This is a genomic window from Streptomyces sp. ID05-26A, from assembly GCF_033794685.1.
Taxonomy (GTDB): domain Bacteria; phylum Actinomycetota; class Actinomycetes; order Mycobacteriales; family Pseudonocardiaceae; genus Lentzea.
The window spans coordinates 1056173-1075491 of the sequence record NZ_JARAYZ010000002.1 but is presented as its reverse complement, the minus strand read 5'-3'; the positions used below and the strand labels follow the sequence as shown (position 1 = coordinate 1075491).

Annotated in this window: 19 protein-coding genes and 1 pseudogene; 4 read left to right on the top strand and 16 right to left on the bottom strand. The window is 69.6% G+C overall.

All coding sequences use genetic code 11. The features are described 5' to 3' along the window. Nucleotides 1-15: 15 nt before the first annotated feature. The 13 genes and pseudogenes from PV646_RS20655 to PV646_RS20595 form a co-directional block, all read right to left on the bottom strand. Entirely contained in the window at nt 16-1260 is a 1245-nt protein-coding gene (locus tag PV646_RS20655) for an NsdA family TPR-like regulatory protein (RefSeq protein WP_500345043.1), read from the bottom strand. Next, nucleotides 1230-1988, bottom strand: a pseudogene (locus tag PV646_RS20650) (acyl-CoA desaturase); the annotation flags it as partial. The gene PV646_RS20655 and the pseudogene PV646_RS20650, both read right to left, overlap by 31 nt. A 170-nt stretch (nt 1989-2158) precedes the next feature. Beyond that, on the bottom strand, nt 2159-3622 hold the full coding sequence (locus tag PV646_RS20645) for a glycoside hydrolase family 130 protein (RefSeq protein ID WP_500343797.1): 1464 nt from the start codon (nt 3620-3622) through the stop codon (nt 2159-2161). Then, nucleotides 3619-4629 carry a hypothetical protein gene (locus PV646_RS20640; RefSeq protein ID WP_500343796.1) on the bottom strand — a complete coding sequence of 337 codons (1011 nt, stop codon included), beginning with the start codon at nt 4627-4629 and terminating at the stop codon, nt 3619-3621. The genes PV646_RS20645 and PV646_RS20640 overlap by 4 nt, the downstream gene beginning before the upstream one ends. Then, the gene (locus PV646_RS20635; RefSeq protein WP_500343795.1) at nt 4626-5765 is read right to left on the bottom strand and encodes a glycosyltransferase; all 1140 of its coding nucleotides are present in this window, start codon (nt 5763-5765) and stop codon (nt 4626-4628) included. Before PV646_RS20635 ends, PV646_RS20640 begins: the two co-directional genes overlap by 4 nt. A 579-nt stretch (nt 5766-6344) precedes the next feature. Continuing rightward, nucleotides 6345-7379 (bottom strand): SPFH domain-containing protein, encoded by a 1035-nt coding sequence (locus tag PV646_RS20630; protein WP_500343794.1) that lies wholly within the window; start codon nt 7377-7379, stop codon nt 6345-6347. A 3-nt stretch (nt 7380-7382) separates the two neighbouring features. Then, nucleotides 7383-7814 (bottom strand): NfeD family protein, encoded by a 432-nt coding sequence (locus PV646_RS20625; protein ID WP_500343793.1) that lies wholly within the window; start codon nt 7812-7814, stop codon nt 7383-7385. Between the two features lie 142 nt (nt 7815-7956). Next, nucleotides 7957-8625: an Asp23/Gls24 family envelope stress response protein gene (locus PV646_RS20620; protein ID WP_500343792.1), complete on the bottom strand. Its 669-nt coding sequence runs from the start codon at nt 8623-8625 to the stop codon at nt 7957-7959. Then, nucleotides 8622-9167: a DUF6286 domain-containing protein gene (locus PV646_RS20615; protein ID WP_500343791.1), complete on the bottom strand. Its 546-nt coding sequence runs from the start codon at nt 9165-9167 to the stop codon at nt 8622-8624. Before PV646_RS20615 ends, PV646_RS20620 begins: the two co-directional genes overlap by 4 nt. Next, nucleotides 9164-9562 carry an Asp23/Gls24 family envelope stress response protein gene (locus PV646_RS20610; RefSeq protein WP_500343790.1) on the bottom strand — a complete coding sequence of 133 codons (399 nt, stop codon included), beginning with the start codon at nt 9560-9562 and terminating at the stop codon, nt 9164-9166. Before PV646_RS20610 ends, PV646_RS20615 begins: the two co-directional genes overlap by 4 nt. Nucleotides 9563-9567: 5 nt before the next feature. Next, on the bottom strand, nt 9568-9744 hold the full coding sequence (locus tag PV646_RS20605) for a hypothetical protein (RefSeq protein ID WP_253325557.1): 177 nt from the start codon (nt 9742-9744) through the stop codon (nt 9568-9570). Beyond that, the gene (locus tag PV646_RS20600) at nt 9741-10142 is read right to left on the bottom strand and encodes a hypothetical protein (RefSeq protein ID WP_500343789.1); all 402 of its coding nucleotides are present in this window, start codon (nt 10140-10142) and stop codon (nt 9741-9743) included. Before PV646_RS20600 ends, PV646_RS20605 begins: the two co-directional genes overlap by 4 nt. Further along, complete coding sequence (locus tag PV646_RS20595) at nt 10139-10618, bottom strand: Asp23/Gls24 family envelope stress response protein (RefSeq protein ID WP_500343788.1); 480 nt, start codon at nt 10616-10618, stop codon at nt 10139-10141. The genes PV646_RS20600 and PV646_RS20595 overlap by 4 nt, the downstream gene beginning before the upstream one ends. Before the next feature lie 933 nt (nt 10619-11551). On the opposite strand from PV646_RS20595, the gene PV646_RS20590 reads away from it, so the two are divergent. The 3 genes from PV646_RS20590 to PV646_RS20580 are packed head-to-tail and all read left to right on the top strand — an operon-like array spanning nt 11552 to nt 12623. Further along, on the top strand, nt 11552-11785 hold the full coding sequence (locus PV646_RS20590) for a hypothetical protein (RefSeq protein WP_500343787.1): 234 nt from the start codon (nt 11552-11554) through the stop codon (nt 11783-11785). Further along, nucleotides 11782-11982, top strand: a complete 201-nt coding sequence (locus PV646_RS20585) for a hypothetical protein (RefSeq protein ID WP_500343786.1) — start codon at nt 11782-11784, stop codon at nt 11980-11982. Before PV646_RS20590 ends, PV646_RS20585 begins: the two co-directional genes overlap by 4 nt. Before the next feature lie 56 nt (nt 11983-12038). Then, nucleotides 12039-12623 (top strand): copper chaperone PCu(A)C, encoded by a 585-nt coding sequence (locus PV646_RS20580; protein ID WP_500343785.1) that lies wholly within the window; start codon nt 12039-12041, stop codon nt 12621-12623. A 691-nt stretch (nt 12624-13314) separates the two neighbouring features. Here the strand turns inward: PV646_RS20580 and PV646_RS20575 are convergent. After that, nucleotides 13315-13467: a hypothetical protein gene (locus PV646_RS20575; protein WP_500343784.1), complete on the bottom strand. Its 153-nt coding sequence runs from the start codon at nt 13465-13467 to the stop codon at nt 13315-13317. Nucleotides 13468-13631: 164 nt separating this feature from the next. Between PV646_RS20575 and PV646_RS20570 the strand changes: the two genes are divergently transcribed. After that, complete coding sequence (locus PV646_RS20570; RefSeq protein WP_500343783.1) at nt 13632-16472, top strand: helix-turn-helix transcriptional regulator; 2841 nt, start codon at nt 13632-13634, stop codon at nt 16470-16472. A gap of 192 nt (nt 16473-16664) precedes the next feature. Here PV646_RS20570 and PV646_RS20565 read toward each other — a convergent pair whose 3' ends face one another. Next, nucleotides 16665-17534, bottom strand: a complete 870-nt coding sequence (locus PV646_RS20565; RefSeq protein WP_500343782.1) for a hypothetical protein — start codon at nt 17532-17534, stop codon at nt 16665-16667. Between the two features lie 571 nt (nt 17535-18105). Then, a complete protein-coding gene (locus PV646_RS20560) occupies nt 18106-18984 on the bottom strand; it encodes an aminoglycoside phosphotransferase family protein (RefSeq protein WP_500343781.1) in 879 nt (292 codons plus the stop codon). Nucleotides 18985-19319 lie beyond the last annotated feature (335 nt).

The window sequence follows — 19319 nt, the reverse complement described above, 5'->3', positions numbered from 1 at the left end:
GGCACTTCCTTCGTGTCACAGCACATCCGGCGTGGCCATGCCGGATGTCAGGTCGATGCGGTCGGCGAGGTCGAGCGCTCCGGCGTGGGAGGTGTGGCGGCGTGCCTGCACGGCGAGGGGGTGGAAGCGCTCGCGCATCCGGGCCGAGCCGACGGAGGCGGCCGCCTCCAGTGCCCGGAGTCCGGTGGCGACGCCGACGTCGAGGTCTCCTTCGACCAGCTGGCCGGTGGACAGCAGGACCAGACTGAGGATCCGGCTGCGGAGCATGTCCTCGCCGTAGCCGTTGACGGCCGCGATGAGGAGCGGAGCAGCGGTACGCACGTGATGCCGTCCCGCGGTTTCGGCCAGGGCCGTGTGCACGGCCCCTGCCATGCCTGACATGTCGGGCTCGGTGAAGAACTCCGCCCAGCCGGCCACCTCGGTGCGGTTCGCGGCGCCGAACTGCTCCCGGCCGCGGTCGAGCAACCGGAGGGCGTCGTGCTCGGCGCCCTTCTTCGCGCACGCCCAAGCCGAGTTGACGGTCAGGATGCTGCCCGCGAGCCGGTCGCCGGACCTGGAGGCCGCCAGCCGTCCGAGGTCGAAGTACCGCAACGCCTCGTCGAGGTGCCCGTGGTGCAGGTAGACCCGCCCGAGCCGGTAACACACGTTGGCGATCAGCCCGTCGTCGCGCGCGATCCCGGCCAGCGCGAGCGCGTGGGAGAAGTGGTTGTGCGCGTTGGTGAGAAGACCCGCGTCGAAGCACACCCAGCCCGCCAGGTTCCGCAGGTCGGCCACGGCGACGTGCAGCCGCTGCCGCACCACCTCCGGCGCGGGTGCGACCAGCAGGGGCAGGTCTTCCCGGATCCGGAGCCGCACCCGGTCCAGACATGGCTCACCACCGTGGCGGTAGTCCATCTCGCGCAGCGCGCGGGTGTCCTGTTCCAGGCGAGAGACGTCGGAGATACCCATCATGGCAGGCAGCACTCCATACCGGTGTGGTGGAGGTGGCACCGCCGGGGACCGGGGCGGTCGTCGAGTTGCGGCCTGATCGATCAGGCGCACCGGTGACCCTAGTGGGACGGCTGACCGAGTTGCGCCGCCGTTCGGGCGGTACTGGACGACTTCAGCCGGCCGGCCAAGCGTTCCGGCTTCGGCCACCGGACCGCCGTGGCCCAGCCGAGGAGCTCGAACACGCGGATGAGCCGTGCGGAGATGTCGATCTGGCCCCGGCGGACGCCGTGCCGCGCGCAGGTGGGGTCGGCGTGGTGGGAGTTGTGCCAGGACTCGCCCATGGACAGGATCGCGAGCGGCCAGAAGTTCGCGGACCTGTCGCGCGCCTCGAACGGCCGGTCGCCGATCATGTGGCAGATCGAGTTGACCGACCACGTGACGTGGTGGAGCACGGCCACCCGCACGAGACTCGCCCAGAAGAACGCCGTGAGCGCGCCCCACCAGCTCCAGCCGATCAGCCCGCCGGCCACGGCCGGAGCGAGGAGGGTGACGGCGGTCAGCACGGGGAACAGGCGGTTGACGCGCTGGATGTCGCGATCGGCGAGCAGGTCGGGTGCGAAGCGCGCGGCGTTGGTCAGTTCGCGGCGGAACATCCAGCCCATGTGGGCGTGCCAGAAACCCTTGGCCAGCGCGGCGGCGGACGTGCCGAACAGCCAGGGGGAGTGCGGGTCGCCCTCGCGGTCGGCGAACGCGTGGTGCCGGCGGTGGTCGGCGACCCAGCCGATGATCGGCCCCTGCATCGCCATGCTGCCGGTCACCGCGAGGGCGACCCTCAACGGCCGGTTGGCCTTGAACGCGCCGTGGGTGAAGTAGCGGTGGAATCCGACCGTCACGCCGAGGCAGGTGAGGGTGTAGAAGAAAACGGCGAGACCGACGTCGGTCCAGCCGAGGCCCCAGCCCCACGCGAACGGTACCGCGGCGGCGAGCGCCAGCGCGGGAACCACCGCGAAGAGCTTGACCAGGAATCGTTCGAACGGGGAGTTCTCACCCGCGAGCATCGGCTGTGGTGCGGCCTTCGTGCGCGGTGTCCTCGTAGTTGCTGCGGTGCTCACGTCGCGAACCTCCGGACGGCGATCTCGTCGGTGCCGCCGGGGTCTCGGGCGAGCTGTCACATCGGACAGCAGTGGTTACCCGTTGGGCGGCAAGGACAAAACCCGTGTCCGGCACGTCACCGCGCCATGGCGGCGATCAGGTCGCTCATGGACGTCGTCGCCATGCCGATGGTCGCGTCGCTTGCGCCGTAAGGGATCACGAGGGTGTCGCCGTGCAGCAGACCACCGCACGAGTAGACGACGTTGGGCACGTAGCCGTCGCGTTCGGAGGAGCTGGGTGCCAGCAACGGTTCCGGCAGCGTGGCGAGCACCTTCGAGGGGTCTTCCAGGTCGAGCAGCATCGCGCCCATCGAGTAGAGCCGCATCGGCCCCACCCCGTGGGTCAGGACGAGCCACCCCTCGGGCGTCTCGATCGGCGAGCCGCAGTTGCCGACCTGCACGAGGTCCCAGTTCCTTTCCGGCACCGCCACGAGCTGGGGTTCGTTCCACGTCCTGATGTCGTCGGACGTCGTCACGGCCGTGCTCTCACCGTCCCCGCGGGACAACGCGGCGAACCTGCCGCCGATGCGGCGGGGGAACAGCGCCATCCCCTTGTTGCGCGCGGCGGGGCCGGTCATCTGCGTGACCTGGAACGTGCGGAAGTCGTCTGTCTGCAACAGTTGCGGCGCGACGTCGATGCCGTCGTACGCGGTGTAGGTCGCGTAGTAGGTCTGCGCGCCGTCGTCGTCGGTGAAGCGCACGAAGCGGGCGTCCTCCATGCCGTGGCGTTCGGACGGGCCTTCCGGCCAGAGCACCCGGCCGCCGACCTCCGAGTCCTCCGGGAACTCGGCGGTGTAGTTGCACGCGGCGATCCACCTGACGAGTTCGATCGTCCGGTGAGCCGCCTGCCTGGCGACCAGCTTCGGGTGCAGACCCGCCAGCAGCTCGTCGAGTTCGGCGCCGCTGAACCGCGCGGGCAGCCACCGGTTCAGCACGGCGGAGACCTCGTCGTCGTGGCCGCGTTCGGTGAGCTTGCCCAGGAAGAGGCTCTTGTCGTAGGTCGAGTCCCTGCGCATGCCCGAGGTGATGACGCTCGGCGGCGGATCGACGGTGAGAACGCCACCGGGACCGGCCACCCCGGTCCGGAACCCGATCGAGGACAGGTGTCCCTCGCCGATGCCGCGGACGCTCAGCACGAACCGCAGCTGCCCCTGCGAGGTCCCGTTCTGATCGGGGTGGGCGACCACCGACGGGTTGCACAGCGCGGCACCCTCGACGGCGTACTCGTGGGTGAAGTACGCGCCGATCAGCAGGCGGCGGGACTCGGACAGCCCGGCGTCGGAGGAGAGCCGGTGGCTGACGCTCGAGAAGTTGTCCGAGAAGGTCATGCGGACGTCCCTGTGCCGTTCGGCGAACAGCCCGACCGTGCGGTCGAGCGCGGCGCACACGGTCGCCTCGTCCAGCGCCATCACCCGCCGGATGACGGCCGCCGACCGCGACTCGTGCTCGGGTACCTCCTCGCCCGGCACGAACAGCTTGGTGATGACCCGGCGGGGATCCGGGCGCAGGCGCACGGGGCTGCGCGTGACGCGGGCGTTCATGCAGTGCTCCTCTGGAGCGTGCGCAGGTGTTGCAGGGTGGAGATCAGCGCCAGGGTCGACTCCGCACCCTGGTTGATGTTCGGGCCGTTCGGGGTCAGGCCGTCGTAGCCGCCGCCGGTCAGCTCGTCGTGCATCAGCGAGCTGATGTCGTTGTCGCCGTTGAACCACGCGATCGAACGGTGGACACCGGCGAGCCACGCGGGGTCGGAGGTGACCTGGTACGCACGGGCGCAGGCGTCGGCCATCGCGGCGGCCTCGATGGGCTGCTGGTCGAACGCCGGGCGCGACTCGCCGAGGGACCACCCGCCGGCGGGGACCGGTGAGAGGTGGAAGTCCCTGGACTCGACGGTCAGCAGCCAGTCCAGCAACCGCAGCCCGTCGTCGCGGACCTCGTCGCTGCCGAGGAGGTCGCCCGCGGCGATCAGCGCCTCGGGCAGCGCGGCGTTGGCGTAGAACAGCCTGTTCTCCGGCCACGGCCAGTTCGCGTCAGGGCGAGGTCTACCGATGTAGGAGGTGATGTCCCCCAGCAGTGCTGCGGCGGACGCGTGGAGGGGTTCGGCGCTCAGGACCTCGGCGGCACCGAGCGCGGCGAACGCCATCGTGCGCACCGACGGCGGCCGGTGATGGGCGCTGCGGTCGAAGCACTCCAGCGCGGCGCGCTGGATCGCGGGCACGGTGCTGCGGGCGGCGGTGGTGCCGAGTCCCCACAGCGCGCGCCCCCACCAGTCGCCCAGTCCCGGTTCGTCGAGCCAGCGGCGATCGGGGCTGAGCCGGTTGTGGAAGCGCCCGTCCTCGGCCTGCGCGAAGGCGGTGAAGGACAGGTAGTGCTCGGCCAGCGCGGCCAGGTCGGCCGGCAGGTCGGGTTCGCGGCTCAGGACGACCAGGCCCCGCGCGACGTCGTCGAGGCAGTACCCGTGCTCACGGCGCGGCACCGGGCCGTCGGCGTGCTCGTGGAGTCCGGTGTCGTCGCTGAGACGGACCAGGTGGGCGAACTCGAGGCCGCTCATCGCGTCACGGCGACCCGGTCGGCGAACAGCCGGTCCGCCACGAGGTCGTCGCAGAGGCGGCGATAGCGGCTCGCGACCGCGGACCAGCTCAGTGCGGCGCCCAGGTCCGCTGACCGGTCGCGCATCCCGGCGGCGAAGCCCGGTTCGGTCAGCACCCGTCGCAGAGCCGCGGCGATGGCGGCGGGATCCCGGTGCGGCACCAGCAGTCCGGCGCCGTCCGCGAGCAGTTCGACGGCGTGCGGGAACACCGTCGCGACCACCGGTTTGCGCGCCGCGAGAGCTTCGACGAGCACCCCGGAGGTGACCTGTTCGGACGAGTCGTACGGCAGCAGCACGACGTCGGCCCTGCCGACCAGGTCTGCCAGCGCCTCCGTCTCCAGGTAGGCCGGGTCGAACTCGACCAGGTCGGTCACCCCGCAGGCGGCGGCCTGGTCCCGCAGGTGCGTCCGGTACGCCTCACCCTCGTGCGCCAGCACCTTGGGATGGGTCTGGCCCGCGACCAGGTAGCGCGGCCTCAGGTCGCGCAGTGCGGCGAGCGCCGCGATGCCCCACTCGACGCCCTTGCCCCGCCCCAGCAGGCCCCAGGTGAGGACCAGCGGGCCACGGCCCGGCGCCCCTCGTGCGGACCTGTCGGCGGGCACGGCGCCGTGTGGGATCACCACGACCCCGCCCGGCCGGGCGACCTCGTAGCCCGCCAAGAGGCGGTTCCTGGCCGCCTCCGACATGGTGACCACGGCGTCGGAGCGGTCGACGACCGCCTCGAGCACCTGGCGCTGTCCGGGCGTGGGCTGGGTGAGGACCGTGTGCAGCACGACGACCACCGGTACCCGCAGCAGGGCGAGCACGCTCAGCGCCTCCTCGCCGTCACTGCCCGCGTAGATCCCGTACTCGTGCTGGACCACCGCGACGTCGCACCGGTTGAGAACCGCGGCGGCGTCCTCGGCCGCACCGGGACGCATGGGGTGCGCCGCCGGCGGCGCCGTGGTGTGCGGTTCCGCGTCGGTGAGGACGCGGACGACGCGGCTCCTGCTGCCGGGGGTGGCGGCGGTCAGGTGGCGCTGGAGGGAGGCGGTGAACGTCGCGAGCCCGCATTGTGTGGGCGGATAGGTGCTCAGGAAACCGTAGGTGCGAACCATGGATCAGGGGGCCTTTCGAATTGGCTGCGGACAGCACCGATCCCCGGCGCCGTGCCGGTCGTGGAGCGGTGCCGTGGTCCACAGAGGACCGTCGAGTTGCGACGGTCAGGCGAGACGCGCGCGCCAGGTGGGCGGGTTCAGCGCCGGAACGGTGGTGGTGGGGTCGGTCGCCAGCGGTCGCCAGCGGTCGCCAGCCGCCCGGGAACTGGCCGTCGGACAGGACGTCCGGCGTCCTCGTCACCCGCAGACCGCGTGGTGTGGTCAGTTCGATCCTGGTGCTGATCGGGCCCGAGATCATCTCGGTGCTCCCGCCTCCGCCCGGAACCAGCCGGGCGAGGTCGCTGACACTCCGGAGGGGGCACCTGGCTCGGCCGCCGATGCGCGAGGTCCCCTCGGACCACCCACTCTACGCCCACGACCGCCACGCGCCGGTCGCATCGGGGTGACGGGCGGATGGCCGCCGCCGGCACCGGAAGCCGTCGCCCAGCCCGGTGTCCTGCGCACCGCCAGGGCGTCACCGAGACCCGCCAAGGGGCTTCCTCGCGAGTGGTGAACTCGCCGCCGGCCATCGACTTCCTCTCAGCGACCCGCCGGTTCCGGTCGCAGCGCGTTCACCGGTGCGGCGGCGTCCGCGGCGTCCGAGACCGCTTCGGCGGCGGCCTCGCTCGCCTGGGCGACGTCCTTCTCGGCCTGCGCGGCGGCGGCCTCCACGGCCTCGTCGTGTCCGGCGGCGGCTGATCGTGGCAGCGCGGTGGAGAACGCCTTGGAGACGTCTTGCAGTGCGGTGGTGACCTCGCTCGGGATCACCCAGAACGTGTTGCCGGGACCTTCCGCGAGCTTGGGCAGCATCTGCAGGTACTGGTAGGCGAGGAGCTTGGGGTCGGGATCGTTGCGGTGCACGGACTGGAAGACCTGGTCGATCGCGCGGGACTCGCCCTCCGCCTTGAGGATCGTGGCGGCCCGGTTTCCTTCTGCGCGCAGTACGGCGGCCTGCTTGTCGCCCTCGGCGGTGAGGATCTGCGACTGGCGTTGTCCTTCGGCGTTCAGGATCGCGGCCCGCTTGTCGCGCTCGGCCCGCATCTGCTTCTCCATCGCCTCCTTGATGCTCTGCGGCGGATCGATGGCCTTGATCTCCACGCGGTTGACGCGCAGGCCCCACTTGCCGGTCGCGTCGTCGAGCACGCCGCGCAACTGGTTGTTGATCGTGTCGCGTGAGGTGAGGGTCTTCTCGAGGTCCATGGACCCGACGACGTTGCGCAGGGTGGTGACGGTGAGCTGCTCGACCGCCTGCAGGAAGCTGGCGATCTCGTAGGCGGCGGCACGGGGGTCGGTGACCTGGAAGTACAGCACCGTGTCGATCTCCACGACCAGGTTGTCCTCGGTGATCACCGGCTGCGGCTGGAACGACACCACCTGCTCACGCAGGTCGATCGGCGGGTAGACGCGGTCGACGTAGGGGATGACGAAGTTCAGGCCGGGCGTGAGGGTGCGCTGGTAACGACCGAGACGTTCGACGTTGCGCGCACGTGCTTGCGGCACGATGCGCACGGCGCGCAGAACGGTGAACGCCGCGAAGATCGCGAGCACGAGCCCGGCGACGAGCAGTGTGGACATGGCTCACTCCCGTGGGTAGACGACGGCAGTGCTGCCGTCGATGTGCAGAACGTCGACCGTGCTTCCGGCCGGGATGACGACGGAACTGTCGTACGGGCGAGCCGTCCAGTCCTCACCGCGCAGGCGCACCAGGCCCTCGTGGTCGTTCACTTCACGCAGCACGTAGGCCGAAGCACCGACCAACGCCTCCACGCCGAACCGTTCCAGCCGCGGTCGCAGCATCATTCGCCGCGCCCAGGGCCTCACGAGCACCACGCCCGCGGCGGACACGACGCTGAACACCACGAGCTGACCGGGCAGCGGCAGACCGATCGCCGCCGACCCCGCCGTGGTGATCGCGGCGACGCCGAGCAGGCCGAGTGCCGCGGTGAGCGTGAAGATCTCGGCGACGGCCAAGACCAAACCGATGATCAGCCAGATGAGCCAGAGATCCATGGTGCGACCCTCCCTCGGTGGAGGTACGCCTCGAACACAGGACGTCTCCTCACCATCGTTGATCCGAATCCGTCCGCGGAACGGGAGTCCGTCCGGCCTGGCGGGCGAAGCAGGGCGGCCAGTGGGTCCATCGGGCGCTCAGTCACACCGCACGGATGCGGTTCTCGGCACGCGGGAGGCCGAGATCGTCAGGTGGCTTCGTGCCGAGGTCGGGTGCCTGCTCCAGACAGGAGCGTTGTGCAGGTGTGCGTGGGCCGGGCTTGTCGGTGAGGTGGAACTCGACGGTCGTGGGCAACTCGCTGATGCCGAGGGCCTGTCGCAGTCGTGGCAACCCGCTCGCGACGAGTGCGTGCCGGATCGCGCTCGGCTCGCCGTCCTGCGTCGTGCTGATCACCAGGGTCAGAGCCGGGTTTTCGGGGCGTCCGGCGAGGGTGCCGCGCACGGCGTGCACTCCGGGGTAGGTCTCCACCTCGGCCAGCAAGGGGGCGATGGCGGTGCTCGCGGCCAGTTCGGTCCGGCCGCCACCGGGGCCGGTGTCGAACCGCCAGGTGCCGGTCCTGGGAGTGCGGTCCGCCTGTGCGACGAGCCACCGGGTCGCCAGGAGACCGAGAGCGACCGCGCCGGCCGTGATGACGTACCAGACCCACGCCGGGGGCAGGGCGTCGCCGGGAACGAGAGGGGAGTCGGGGCGGAGCACGTCCAGGGTTGCGAGCGTCCCGGCCAGGACGACACCGCCGGCGACGAGCAGCACCAAGCCGATGATCGCCAGCACGACTCGGTTGAGCCCTGATGGCCTTTCGAGGTCCTTCATCGTGTTCTCCTGGCCTTGACCCGGACGATCACGGCCGGCCGCGCGGCCGGCCCGATGTGGTCGAGGCGGTTCTCGACGGCGCCGCGCACGGTGGCGGCGAGCCCGTCGGTGATCGTGCGGTCCGTGCGGACGGTCGCGGTGACAGCGCGCCGTCCGAGGTCGAGTCTGGTGGCGGTCACGCCGTCGACCGAGGACGCGGCGGTGCGCAGAACGGCGCGCAGGCTCCGGCGGGTGGCGCCGGAGTCCACTGTGGATCTCGTGTCCGGGTCGTCGTCGCGCAGCGGCAGGACGGTGGGCTTGCCGGGAAGCACCGCGCACAGCAGCAGGCCGGCACCGAGCGCCGCACAGGCCGCGGCGGTGAGCGTGACGACGGGGTCGGCCCAGCGGGTGTCGTGCAGCGCACCGACGAGGGCGCGGGGATCGACCCACGGCTCCTCCCCGAGGATCATCTGCACCGACACGACGGCGACGAGAACGCAGGTCGCGAGGACGGTCAGAGCCACGAGGACTGCCGGTGTGCTCCGGCGGGGCAACCGTGTCATCGGATCCTCCGCGCCGCCACGACCGCGCAGTGCAGTGCGGTGACGGTGATGTCGACCTTCGACACGCTCAGACCGGTCATGTCGTGGACCCGGCGGGTCAGGTGTGCCCGTGTGGCCTCGGTGGTGCTGCCGACCGGCGCGGGGTAGGTGATCGACAGCCGCACGTCGAGCGCGACGACCGAGCCGGTGGTTCTCGCGGCGACCCGCACCTCCCGTTCGGCCTCCTCGGCGCCGACCGTGACACCGAGGACTCGGCGTGCGGAACCGCCGATGCCGTCGACCTCGAGGGCCGCGTGCGCGGCGATCCGCTCCACAGCGACCTCGCTGATCGTGAGGCTGCCGCGTGCACCGGGATCGTTCGGGTTCTCTCGTGCGGGTGGGCCTGCGGTGGTCACGACGGTCAGGTCCGGTCGCGGCCGGCCAGCGCCGAGACGTCGAGCTTGCCGTCGAGGACCCTGCCGACGACGAGCCCGGCCGCACCGAGCAGCAGCACGACGATGAAGGCGCCGAAACCGCCGAACGCGGCGGCGAAGCCGAGCGCGATGCCCGCGAGCATCCCGGTGGTGGTCGAGTTCACGGTGTTGTCCCTGATGTGGTGGCCGGAGCGCGGCTCGGTGCCCCGGCTGCAGCGGATGGCAAGGAGAGCTTGAGCGCCGAGCGACGTCCGGTGGTGATGCCGGGTGACAGGACGGGGGAGAAGGCGATGTCGCCGATCCACAGGTGGACCGGGACCTCGACTCTCCCGATCGCGGCGTGGACGGCGGCTCGCACGGCTGCGTCGAGCTCGGCGGTGGTGACCGGGTACCGCGCGACGACGCCGATGACGATCTCACCCGGGCGCAGGCGGATCCCGGCTATCCTCCGGCCCGGCAGGAGGGTGGCGATCTCGCCGTACCGGCCGCTGTGCGGCCCCGCCACCTGCGGAAGGACCTTCACCGCGGCGGCGATGACCATCGCCTCGATCTCGGGGCTCACTGCACCCGACCGGGTTCCGGGGTCCTGTCGTCGTCGTCCTCACCGGGGATGTGGACGTCGGTGACCGCGATGTTGACCTCCACGACCTGCAGGCCTGTCATCTGCTCGACCGCGCCGATCACGTTGCGGCGCACCGCATTCGACAGGTCGGCGATGGACACGCCGTAGTCGACGAGGATGTGCAGGTCGATGGCGGCCTGTCGCTCGCCCACCTCGACCGAGACGCCCTGCCCCGCCGAGGCGGTGGCGCCGGGAATGCGCTCGCGCAGCGAGCTGAAGGCACGTGCCGCTCCGCCGCCCAGCGCGTACACGCCGGGGATCTCGCGCGTGGCGAGTCCGGCGATCTTCTGGACCACGGTGTCGGCGACAGTGGTCGTCCCCTCGGAGGAGGAGAGCATGCTCCCGTTGGAGGTCGCGATCTCGGAGCTCGTGGACTGCGTGGGTGGCTTGGTCGCGGTGATGGTCGGGTTGGTCACGGCGGTCTCCTCGAGCTTGCGTTCGGTGTGGACCGGATTCCGGGAAGTGCCCTGCAACCGGAGCAGCGACCGCCCTGTGAGCGCGGCGCTGGGGAGCGGTGCAGGAGACACGATGCGGAAGAACGTCCCCGGAAATCCCTGTCGCCTGGGTCCGGGGCGGTTGGACACCCGACGAGTTCCCCCGCATCCGGGCCGCAAACCACGATGGCGCACGTAGCGGGACGAGCCGAACTCGCTGGACCCTGATCACGTCGACTTCCGGCGGCTCGTCGAACCGCTCGACGCTGATGCCGTTCTCAGCACGGATCTGCCTCAGCCTCCGCTCGCCGTCGAGTGACATGGCGACCCGGACACCCGAGTGCGGCCAGCCGGGCGCCGCGAACCGTCACACGGGGCACGCTCTCCAGCAGGGGAAAGAGCCCTGTCGTCTTGTTCGTGACCTGAAATCTCGTCTTCGCCGCTGCCGTACGCGGCGGCTACCGGTTCCGCGAGGTCGCTCGAGCCTTGGCCTCGCAGCATGAGATCCACGGTTGGTGAGTTCGCTTCGGCGCCCCAGGTCACAATCGAGTGAACCCTCGTCTTCCAGGGTGTCACAGTCGACCGTCGCGGTACTCGTTCAGCGTGGCTCGGCCGTGCTCGCGAACGTCGCGAGTGCGGCTTGCACGGCGGTGGCGCTGCTGCTGAACCACGTTGCTGCCGTCACCGAGGTTTGGGTTGACGGAGTGCGGACGCCTCGTCCGGTGCGACGACGCCCGACTTCGATGTGTCGATCCTGGGCTGGGGCGCTACCGAGGGCACCGCCGGACGAACGGCCCGTGGGACGGTCGAGGTCCCAGTCGAAGGGCGAACGAGCATGCCGGACGAGTCACCCCCCAGGACGAAGCCTGGTCAAGACGAAGGTCATCGCGGCGTCAGCAGTGCTCGCCCTCCTGGATGGGACTGCTCTTCGTGGCGATCGGCCGAGGCACGAATGACGCGTACATCGCGTTGGTCGCCCTGACGATCGCCGGGCTTGTGCTCGCGCTGCTCGTGGGCTGGTACCGCCGCACGCGGTACCCGAGGAGCGGGGACCGACTGTCCGATGTGGACGGTCACGGTGGAGGACGGCGGCGACGGGATGTCGTGCACGAGGTCGTGATCGCTCGAACAGGCGGAGGCGCACGATGAACAACGAGCAGGTTCGCCGGACGGTGATGGCCGTGATAGCGGTGATCGCGGCGATCGCGCTCGTCGTCGCACTGGTGGCGGGATGCGCACCCGGCGCCGACGTGGACGACCTTCCGGGATCGGCATCGGTCGCGCAGGTCCCACGAGACGCGACCGAGCACGGTCGCAGAACTGCTCGAAGCCTTGCGCCGGACTGAACCAGGCCGGCCTGTTCCTGTCGTTGCCCGCATGTGCTGAGACGGAGATCAACCTCATGAAGCTGTTGATCGGCACGGTTGTCGCGCTGATGCTAGTACTCACGTCGTGCGGCGAACCTCAGCGCGTGCTGCAGAGCGGAACGATCGGTGCCAACGGCGAAGTCGGTGATGTGCTGCTGCGCAACATCCACGTGATGCCACCGGGTGGAGATGGCTACGAGCAGGGCGACAACGCGCTCGTGCAGTTCGCGATGTTCAACCGTGCCAGGCAAGCGGATGCGCTGATCGACGTCCGAAGCGACGCGGCCGAGGACGTCGTGCTGCACTGGGACACCGACTGCGACGGCACGACGGAGCCGGTGGAGCGTCTTCCGCTGCTGGCCGACGGCGGGGTTGCCCGGCTGAGCGGATCGCTGCTGGCCTACCACCTGGAGCTGATCGGCCTGACCCGCGAGGTGGGAGCGGGCACAGATGTCGCGGTCATCTTCGAGTTCGAGCGAGCGGGCAGCACCACGCTCGACGTTCCGGTGGAGGTCGCTTCCGAAGCAGCTGGTCCGAGGCACCCACGACAATGTGCGGCTTCGGACGGCGCACCGCCCGTCAGCCGACCGACGGCCCCGTCGACGGAGACGCGGCGATGAGTGTTTCCGGAGAAACGAAGAGCAGGACGTTGTTCGGCCACCTGGGAGGGTTGACGAACTCCTCGGCGGCAAAGGATGTCGAGTTGCTGGTGTTGCGACACGAAGTCGCGACGTTGCGTCCGGGTCGGCGCCGTCCTCGGTTGGGCTGATGGTGCGGTGCCGGCGGTTGCTGTTGTGGTTGCGAGAGAACCGGTTGGTGTCGCCGAGCGGTGTGCGGTGGCATCGGCGGTTGGTCGCGAAGGAGTGGACCTGCCCGAACCGGAGCGGGTGCTCGATCGTTGCGATGCGCCACGCGCAGACCTTGCGGACTCCGGGGGCGTCTTTGGCCTGTACGAGTTGCGTGGGGTACGTCGGATGTGCGGCGTGGGACGGGAAGTACAGGGTGATGCCGGCACCGGCAGGCTGGTGAGCGGTGGAACGTCGGGGTGGTGATCGCGGCGCGATGGTCCCGGACCGTTGCGCACCTTGGGTTCTGCGACGAGGCCAGTGCCGTGGGACCACACCCCGATCACCGGCTCGCAGAATCAGGCTCCAGGGCCGTTCGTCGTCGTTGAGCACTCGGCGGCTTGATCAACGAGTGCGACCCCGCGGCGGCCTGAGCCGCAGGTCACGCCGCCAAGTCTGGTTCTGGCGCACCACAGGGTCACAGACGCCTACATGATCGCCGCGCGACCCGGGAAGAGCGATGCGGTCAGGACGAATCGCCTCGGACAGCGGGCAGACCGGCGGCGGTCGCTGCGAGCTCGGCCAGCGTCGGTGTGGGCTGGCGCAGGGGATGCAGCCTGCCGACGAACGCCCCTGCGGCGAACACCGCGGAGGAGCCTCCCGGCCGCATCGAAGTCACTCGACTTCTTCCTTGGCCGGGGTGTCTTGGTGCAGTGGTGACCCGCCTTCATCGTGCCTGCGATTGAAAGATGTGTGGGGCCTTTGAGTGCAGGGGATCACTCTTTCGTGATCGCGTCTTGATCGGCCTGAGCTAGAGCTGCGTGCTGTCGGTATGGTTGATCGGTGCTTGGCATCGGCTCAATGCCTGACGATGAGATGTGGGTCGGGCGGCACAGCGATCTGGACGCAGTCGCCGAAGCAGTGCGTGCCCTTGTGGACGGACGTGGTCAGGCGCTGCTCCTGGAAGGCGAGCCGGGTATCGGCAAGTCCCAGCTCGCCAGCGTGCTCGTCGCACAGGCGGCCGCATCGTCGTGCCAGGTCATGCGTGGTTCGGCCGATCAACTGACGGCCGGATTTCCGCTGCGAGTCCTCTTGGACACCGTTGGCGTCACCTATCCGTCAGGCGCTGGAACGAGCGAAGTTCCAGGTGGTCCTGATCGCATGCATCCGGAGTCCTCACACGCGTGGGCTCTGCCCGACCCGGTGCTCGTGCTGACAGAGCGGATCCTGACCAAGGTCGACGAGCTGTGCGTGGTAGCACCGACCGTGTTGGTCGTGGATGACTTGCAGTGGGCGGACAAGGCCAGCATCGGCGCTTGGGCGCGGCTCGTCAGCGTGACCACCCAGGCGCCGCTGCTGCTGGTGGGAACCTGCCGCACCACATCCGACTGGCCTGAACGCTCACAGCTGCGTGACGTCGTGCAACGTCACCGCGGTAAGGCACTCGAACTTCAACCGTTGTCGACATCGGACTGCGCGGAACTGGCGAGCCGGCTCGTCGGCCATGCCGCAGGTCCCGGTCTGCTGAACGCGGTCGCCGCGGCTGGAGGGAACCCTCTTTACATCCGGGAGGTAGTCGATGCTCTCAACCGGGCGGACTGCCTTGCCGTAGTCGGCGACGTCGTCGACGTCACCGACGTCAGAGGACATTCGGCAGCCTCGTTGTCAGCGGTGATCACCGATCGCTTGAACGTCCTCGTTCCCGAGACACGAGAAGTGCTGCGACTCGCCAGTCTGCTCGGTCTCGGGTTCGTCGTCTCGGATCTGTCGGTGGTCACAGGGCGCGGGGTCCTCGAGCTGTTGCCGAGAATCGACGATGCGGTGCGCGCGGGTGTCCTTGCTGAATCGGGGGAGAAACTGGTCTTTCGCCACGGCTTGATTCGAGACTCCCTGTATCTTTCGATGCCTGCGACCATGCGCGCGGCGCTTCATCGCCACGCGGCCGAAGCGCTGCATTGCTCAGCGGCACCGCTCGACCGCGTGGTCACCCAGCTCCTGTCGGCTTCCGAAAGCGCTGACGCCTGGACCGCGAGCTGGCTCGCCGAACACGGCGAAGCGCTCGCCACCCGGATGCCGTCCGTTGCTGAGGAACTCATCACCAGAGTCGTCGAACGTGACCTGGTTGACGCGTCGGGTCGCGAAGGTCTCGAGTACGCGCTTGTGGCCTCGGCATTCAGCCAGCGCTCGTTTGGCGATGTGACGCGCCTGGGCAAACGGATGCTGTCTGGCGAACGCCCCTCGGAGCGGGCGGCAGAGTTGGTGTGGATGCTCGGATACAGCCTGTTGTCGACTGGCCAGCTGCAGGAAGCGCTGGCTGTCATCTCCGAGATGATGCCCACGGCGCACCGGCTCTGGGCGACTCGACTGCAGGCGCTCTACTCGTTGGGCCTGCTCGCGCACAGGGATGCCGAGCAAGCCCGATCACACGCGGAAGAAGTGCTGCGGGCTGTTCGAGCGCATCCCGATGGGTTCGCTGAGGGCTATGCCCTGCACGCGCTGTCTCTGGCGGCATGGCAGGCCGGGAGGTACGAACTCGCTGTGCGCACGGTGGACGCCGCGCTCGCGGCTCTCGGCGATCTGCAGTTGCCCGACCTGAAGCTGGTGCTGCTCGGGAATCGCACCGCGTGGTCGGAGAACGCCGACGAGGCCCAGAAATCCCTGCAGGCAGCTCAAGTCGTGGCCCGGAACGTCGCGTCGGGCACTTCGACGGTGAACCTGGCGATCGCCGCCGCAGGCCATCTCTTCCGGACTGGACGCTGGGACGATGCCCTCAGCGAGCTCGACGTCAAGTCCGCGGTCGAGGACATGTACCCCAACCGCAAGCACATCCGGCTCGGGATGGCGGCATTGATCGCCGCGCGCCGCGGCCGTCTCGACGACGCTGCGGCTTGCCTCGCCCATGTCGTCATTGCGCCAGAGGGAGACGCTTTCGCCCAGATCGCCCTTCTCTACGCGCGACTCGCTCGAGTGGAGGTGCTTGCGCAGACCGGTGAGACTGCCGAACTGGTGGGCTTGGTGAGCGCCCTTCTCGCCACCGACAACGTCGACTTGGCGAACATCCGGCACCGCTGGATCGCGAGAATCGTGCGAACGGCACTCGGCGCCGGATGCGCCGAGTTGGCACGCACCGGCGCCGAAGTCGCCGCTGCCGATGCCGGCGCCGAAGAGGAGGGCGCCAGGTGGACGGCCGCCCAGTGGTGCGCGGCCTTGACCGAGGGTGATCCAGCAACGCTGGACGCCTGTGCGAAGTTCTACGAAGAGTCCGGCTACCTGCCGCTTTTCGCCGATGCCAGCGCTGACGCCGCCGTCGCCTGCGCTGCGGCCGGAGACTCGGCCGGTGCGCGCAAGAGGCTTGCCGCCGCGGCAGAGGTGCACCGGGAGCTCGGTGCCGATCACGAAATTCGACGCGCGACTGCGGTGCTGCGCAGCCTGGGCGTGCGAACCAGCTCTCCCACCAGGAAAGCGCGGCCCGCAACGGGCTGGGAAGCGCTCACCGCCACCGAACAACGGGTGGCCGCGCTGGTCGCTGATGGACTCTCGAACCCGGACATCGCGGCCATCCTCTTCCTGTCACGGAGAACGGTGCAGAACCACGTCAGCCACATCATCACGAAGCTCGGCGCGCGCTCACGGGTCGAGGTGGCTGTCCAGTCGGCCAAGCGGATCTCAGCTCGAACAGGGTGATCGCACTCGACCTGCCGTCCAGGCACGGCCACCACACCGCGATCACACCGTCGGCGAACAGTGACGCACCACGCCCAGGACCCCGGCCTGTGCGGCGGGACCTGGGCGTGGTGAAGGGTGTCGTCGCGGCTTCATGATCTCGCGGCACTCAGACCGGAGTCGGTCGATTCCGGTCCGGATGGATCGTCGTCGTCAGACGCGCATCCGCTGGCGCGCGGCCTGGATCGTGCCGGACACGCCAGATCCCCACCTGGCGTTGACCATGTAGCTCCAGGCCCCGACGGCAGCGGCCATGATCCGGACGTTCGCCGTGTTGACGACCCACTGCTGAACCTTGGTGAGCAACGTACCCAGTTGAGCGGCGGTAGCGGCGCCGGTGAGGCATGCGACGAGTGCCTGGATCGCCTGGAGATCCGTGGCCGACCTGTCGGGCGTCCAGAGCTGGTACACGATGTGGCCCGCGACTCCGCCGACGCATCCACCGATCGCGGCGGCCGCGACAGTGGCCGTGCCTCCGCTGACCGAGGTGAGGAACGCGGTGGTGAAGGTGGTGACAGCGAGCGCGGTGGCGACGCCTGCGGCTGCCGCCATCAGTTCTTGTGCCCACCTCGGTACCGACGACAGCGCGCGGCCCCGGTGCGGGGCGACCTTCTGTTCGATGCAACTCCCGGACGGAATGCCCGCCACGTCGGAGTAGCCCCACACCGTGAGTGTGGTGCCACCGGTGTAGTTGACGTACGTGTTGAGCTTGGGCCGGCCGGTGCCGTTCGGTCGGCCGTTCAGCTTGCGGTACACCTGAGCGAGGTTCGCGGCCTCGGCCGCGCTGCTCGCATTGATGGTGTAGTGCTGACTCACGCGACAGGAACCCTGCGAGTTGACCGCGATGATCTCGTCCTTCTTGACAGGCGTCGAGTGGCGCGGAGCGGCCTCGGCGGCACCTTGGACCACTGTGGCGAACAGCGCTGCCGCGGTAGCCAGGACAACGACCGGGCGGCCCGATGCGACCATCAGCGATCGCAGTCGGCGTCGAGACGGTGGTGATGCGGTTTCGGTGGCGTTCATTGCGGAGACCTCCTGAGCAGGGCTGAGTGACGGCACAACTCTCCCTGTCCGGAAACTCGTGGGGATCCGCTCGATCACCTGGCTTTGCACGGGCCGGAACATCCTCGACCTAGCACAGAAACGCATTCCGCGGAAGAGTGCGGATGCGGAACTTCCGGCTTGGTCAGGGCCTGTTCGCGCGGCCGGTGTCGAGCGTCCGCGCTCCACCAGGGCCGCAACCACGAAAGAAGCCGAGGCCGTCCACGTGCGCTGGTGCGGATGGCCTGAGGCCTTCGGCGATCAGGAGGCGGCCGGGGCCGAATCGGCGGAGTCGTCCACAAGTACGAACTTCCTTCCGCGGCAACCATCGACCCGATCACCTTGGCGGCGGCACGCGGAGACTCGAACTCACCGAGACGCTCGACGGCCCGGCGTACAGCCCTCTCGTGAACCTCGTGCGGTAACGCTTCGGCTTGAGGATGACCGTCTCCCTCGAGAACGGAAGCGGTTCGCGGTGCAGAGCACCTGGTCGTCGCCGACCACGATCACTCTCGCTGATGCGCGCAGCAGCCACATCCCGCCCCGGGCTCGCTCAGGCCGGGGTCGAACGGTGGGGTCCTTCGTCTGCCAGGGCTTGGGTGATCTGGCGGGTGGTCTGCTCGGCGACGCGGGGGTTGACCGCGGCGTGGTGGACGTAGGCGTTCAGACCGGTGGCCAGCGCCCAGCCACGGCCGCGCGTCCAGGTGGCGTCGTCCACCCCGAGCGCGGCGCGGAACGTGGCTCGAGTCCCGGCCGACAGGAGCGTGAAGGCGATGATCAGGTCGAGGGCCGGATCGCCCACCCCGAACTCGCCGAAGTCGATGACGGCACTGAGCCGGCCCCCGGTCGTCAGCAGGTTGCCGGTGTGGAAGTCGCCGTGGCGCCACACCGGATCCTGGTGCGGGGCAGCGAGAGCCGCGTCCCACAGCTCGGTCATCCGCGCTCGGTCGAACGGGACCTCCGCGATGGCCGACCGCGTCGCCACGTCCCGTGCGGACAGCGGCGCGGCGGCGTCGGCAGGTTCGGCGTCGAACCGGTGCAGCGCCTGGAGGAACTCGGCCAGCGCCTCAGCGGCCTCGTGCGAACCCGACAGCGCCTCGACGGTCGCCACCTCGCCGTTCAGCCAGCGCGACACCGCCCACGGCCACGGATAACCGAAGTCCGGTTCCCCCACCTCCACCGGCACGGGCACGGCGAGCGGCAGGTGCGGGGCGAGCCGGGGCAGCCACTCGGCCTCCTTGCGCGCCTGGTCGATCGCGCCGTCGTGACGGGGCAACCGGACGGACAGCTCGTCGCCCAGCCGGTAGATGACGTGATCCGAACCGGCCGGGTCGTGCGGACGCAGCGGCAACCCGGCCCATCGCGGGAACTGCGTGTCGACCAACCGCCGCGCCAGCGTCACGTCGATGGTCGGTGTTGCTCCGACGGACAAGCGCGACTCCCCGCGGATGGACGATCAACTGCCCTGGCAGCCTGGCATCGTCCCGCAGGTTCCACCAACCGGTTATCGACGTGTCGTCACCTGTTCGTCGGATGGTCGTGCTCTGGTTAGGTGCGCGGAGCTCCTTGGAAGTCCGGCTGGTCGTCCGCGACTGAGAACCTCGAAGCCACCCGCCGCGTCGTGCCCGACCGCGAGTCCGATCCCATTCGCTGGCCGGCATTGGACCACCCTGCGGCGGGTTCCGCACGGCGGCCGGCTCGATCTTCCGCTGTCATGCAGACGGCGGGAGGCGGCCATAGCGTTGTGGGCACCAGAAGACGGCGAAA

Coding starts and splice junctions, on each gene's coding strand:
- PV646_RS20645 (WP_500343797.1), bottom strand. CDS start 3,622: ATGAACGCCCGCGTCACGCGCAGCCCCGTGCGCCTGCGCCCGGATCCC.
- PV646_RS20640 (WP_500343796.1), bottom strand. CDS start 4,629: ATGAGCGGCCTCGAGTTCGCCCACCTGGTCCGTCTCAGCGACGACACC.
- PV646_RS20635 (WP_500343795.1), bottom strand. CDS start 5,765: ATGGTTCGCACCTACGGTTTCCTGAGCACCTATCCGCCCACACAATGC.
- PV646_RS20630 (WP_500343794.1), bottom strand. CDS start 7,379: ATGTCCACACTGCTCGTCGCCGGGCTCGTGCTCGCGATCTTCGCGGCG.
- PV646_RS20625 (WP_500343793.1), bottom strand. CDS start 7,814: ATGGATCTCTGGCTCATCTGGCTGATCATCGGTTTGGTCTTGGCCGTC.
- PV646_RS20620 (WP_500343792.1), bottom strand. CDS start 8,625: ATGAAGGACCTCGAAAGGCCATCAGGGCTCAACCGAGTCGTGCTGGCG.
- PV646_RS20615 (WP_500343791.1), bottom strand. CDS start 9,167: ATGACACGGTTGCCCCGCCGGAGCACACCGGCAGTCCTCGTGGCTCTG.
- PV646_RS20590 (WP_500343787.1), top strand. CDS start 11,552: ATGGGACTGCTCTTCGTGGCGATCGGCCGAGGCACGAATGACGCGTAC.
- PV646_RS20585 (WP_500343786.1), top strand. CDS start 11,782: ATGAACAACGAGCAGGTTCGCCGGACGGTGATGGCCGTGATAGCGGTG.
- PV646_RS20580 (WP_500343785.1), top strand. CDS start 12,039: ATGAAGCTGTTGATCGGCACGGTTGTCGCGCTGATGCTAGTACTCACG.
- PV646_RS20565 (WP_500343782.1), bottom strand. CDS start 17,534: ATGAACGCCACCGAAACCGCATCACCACCGTCTCGACGCCGACTGCGA.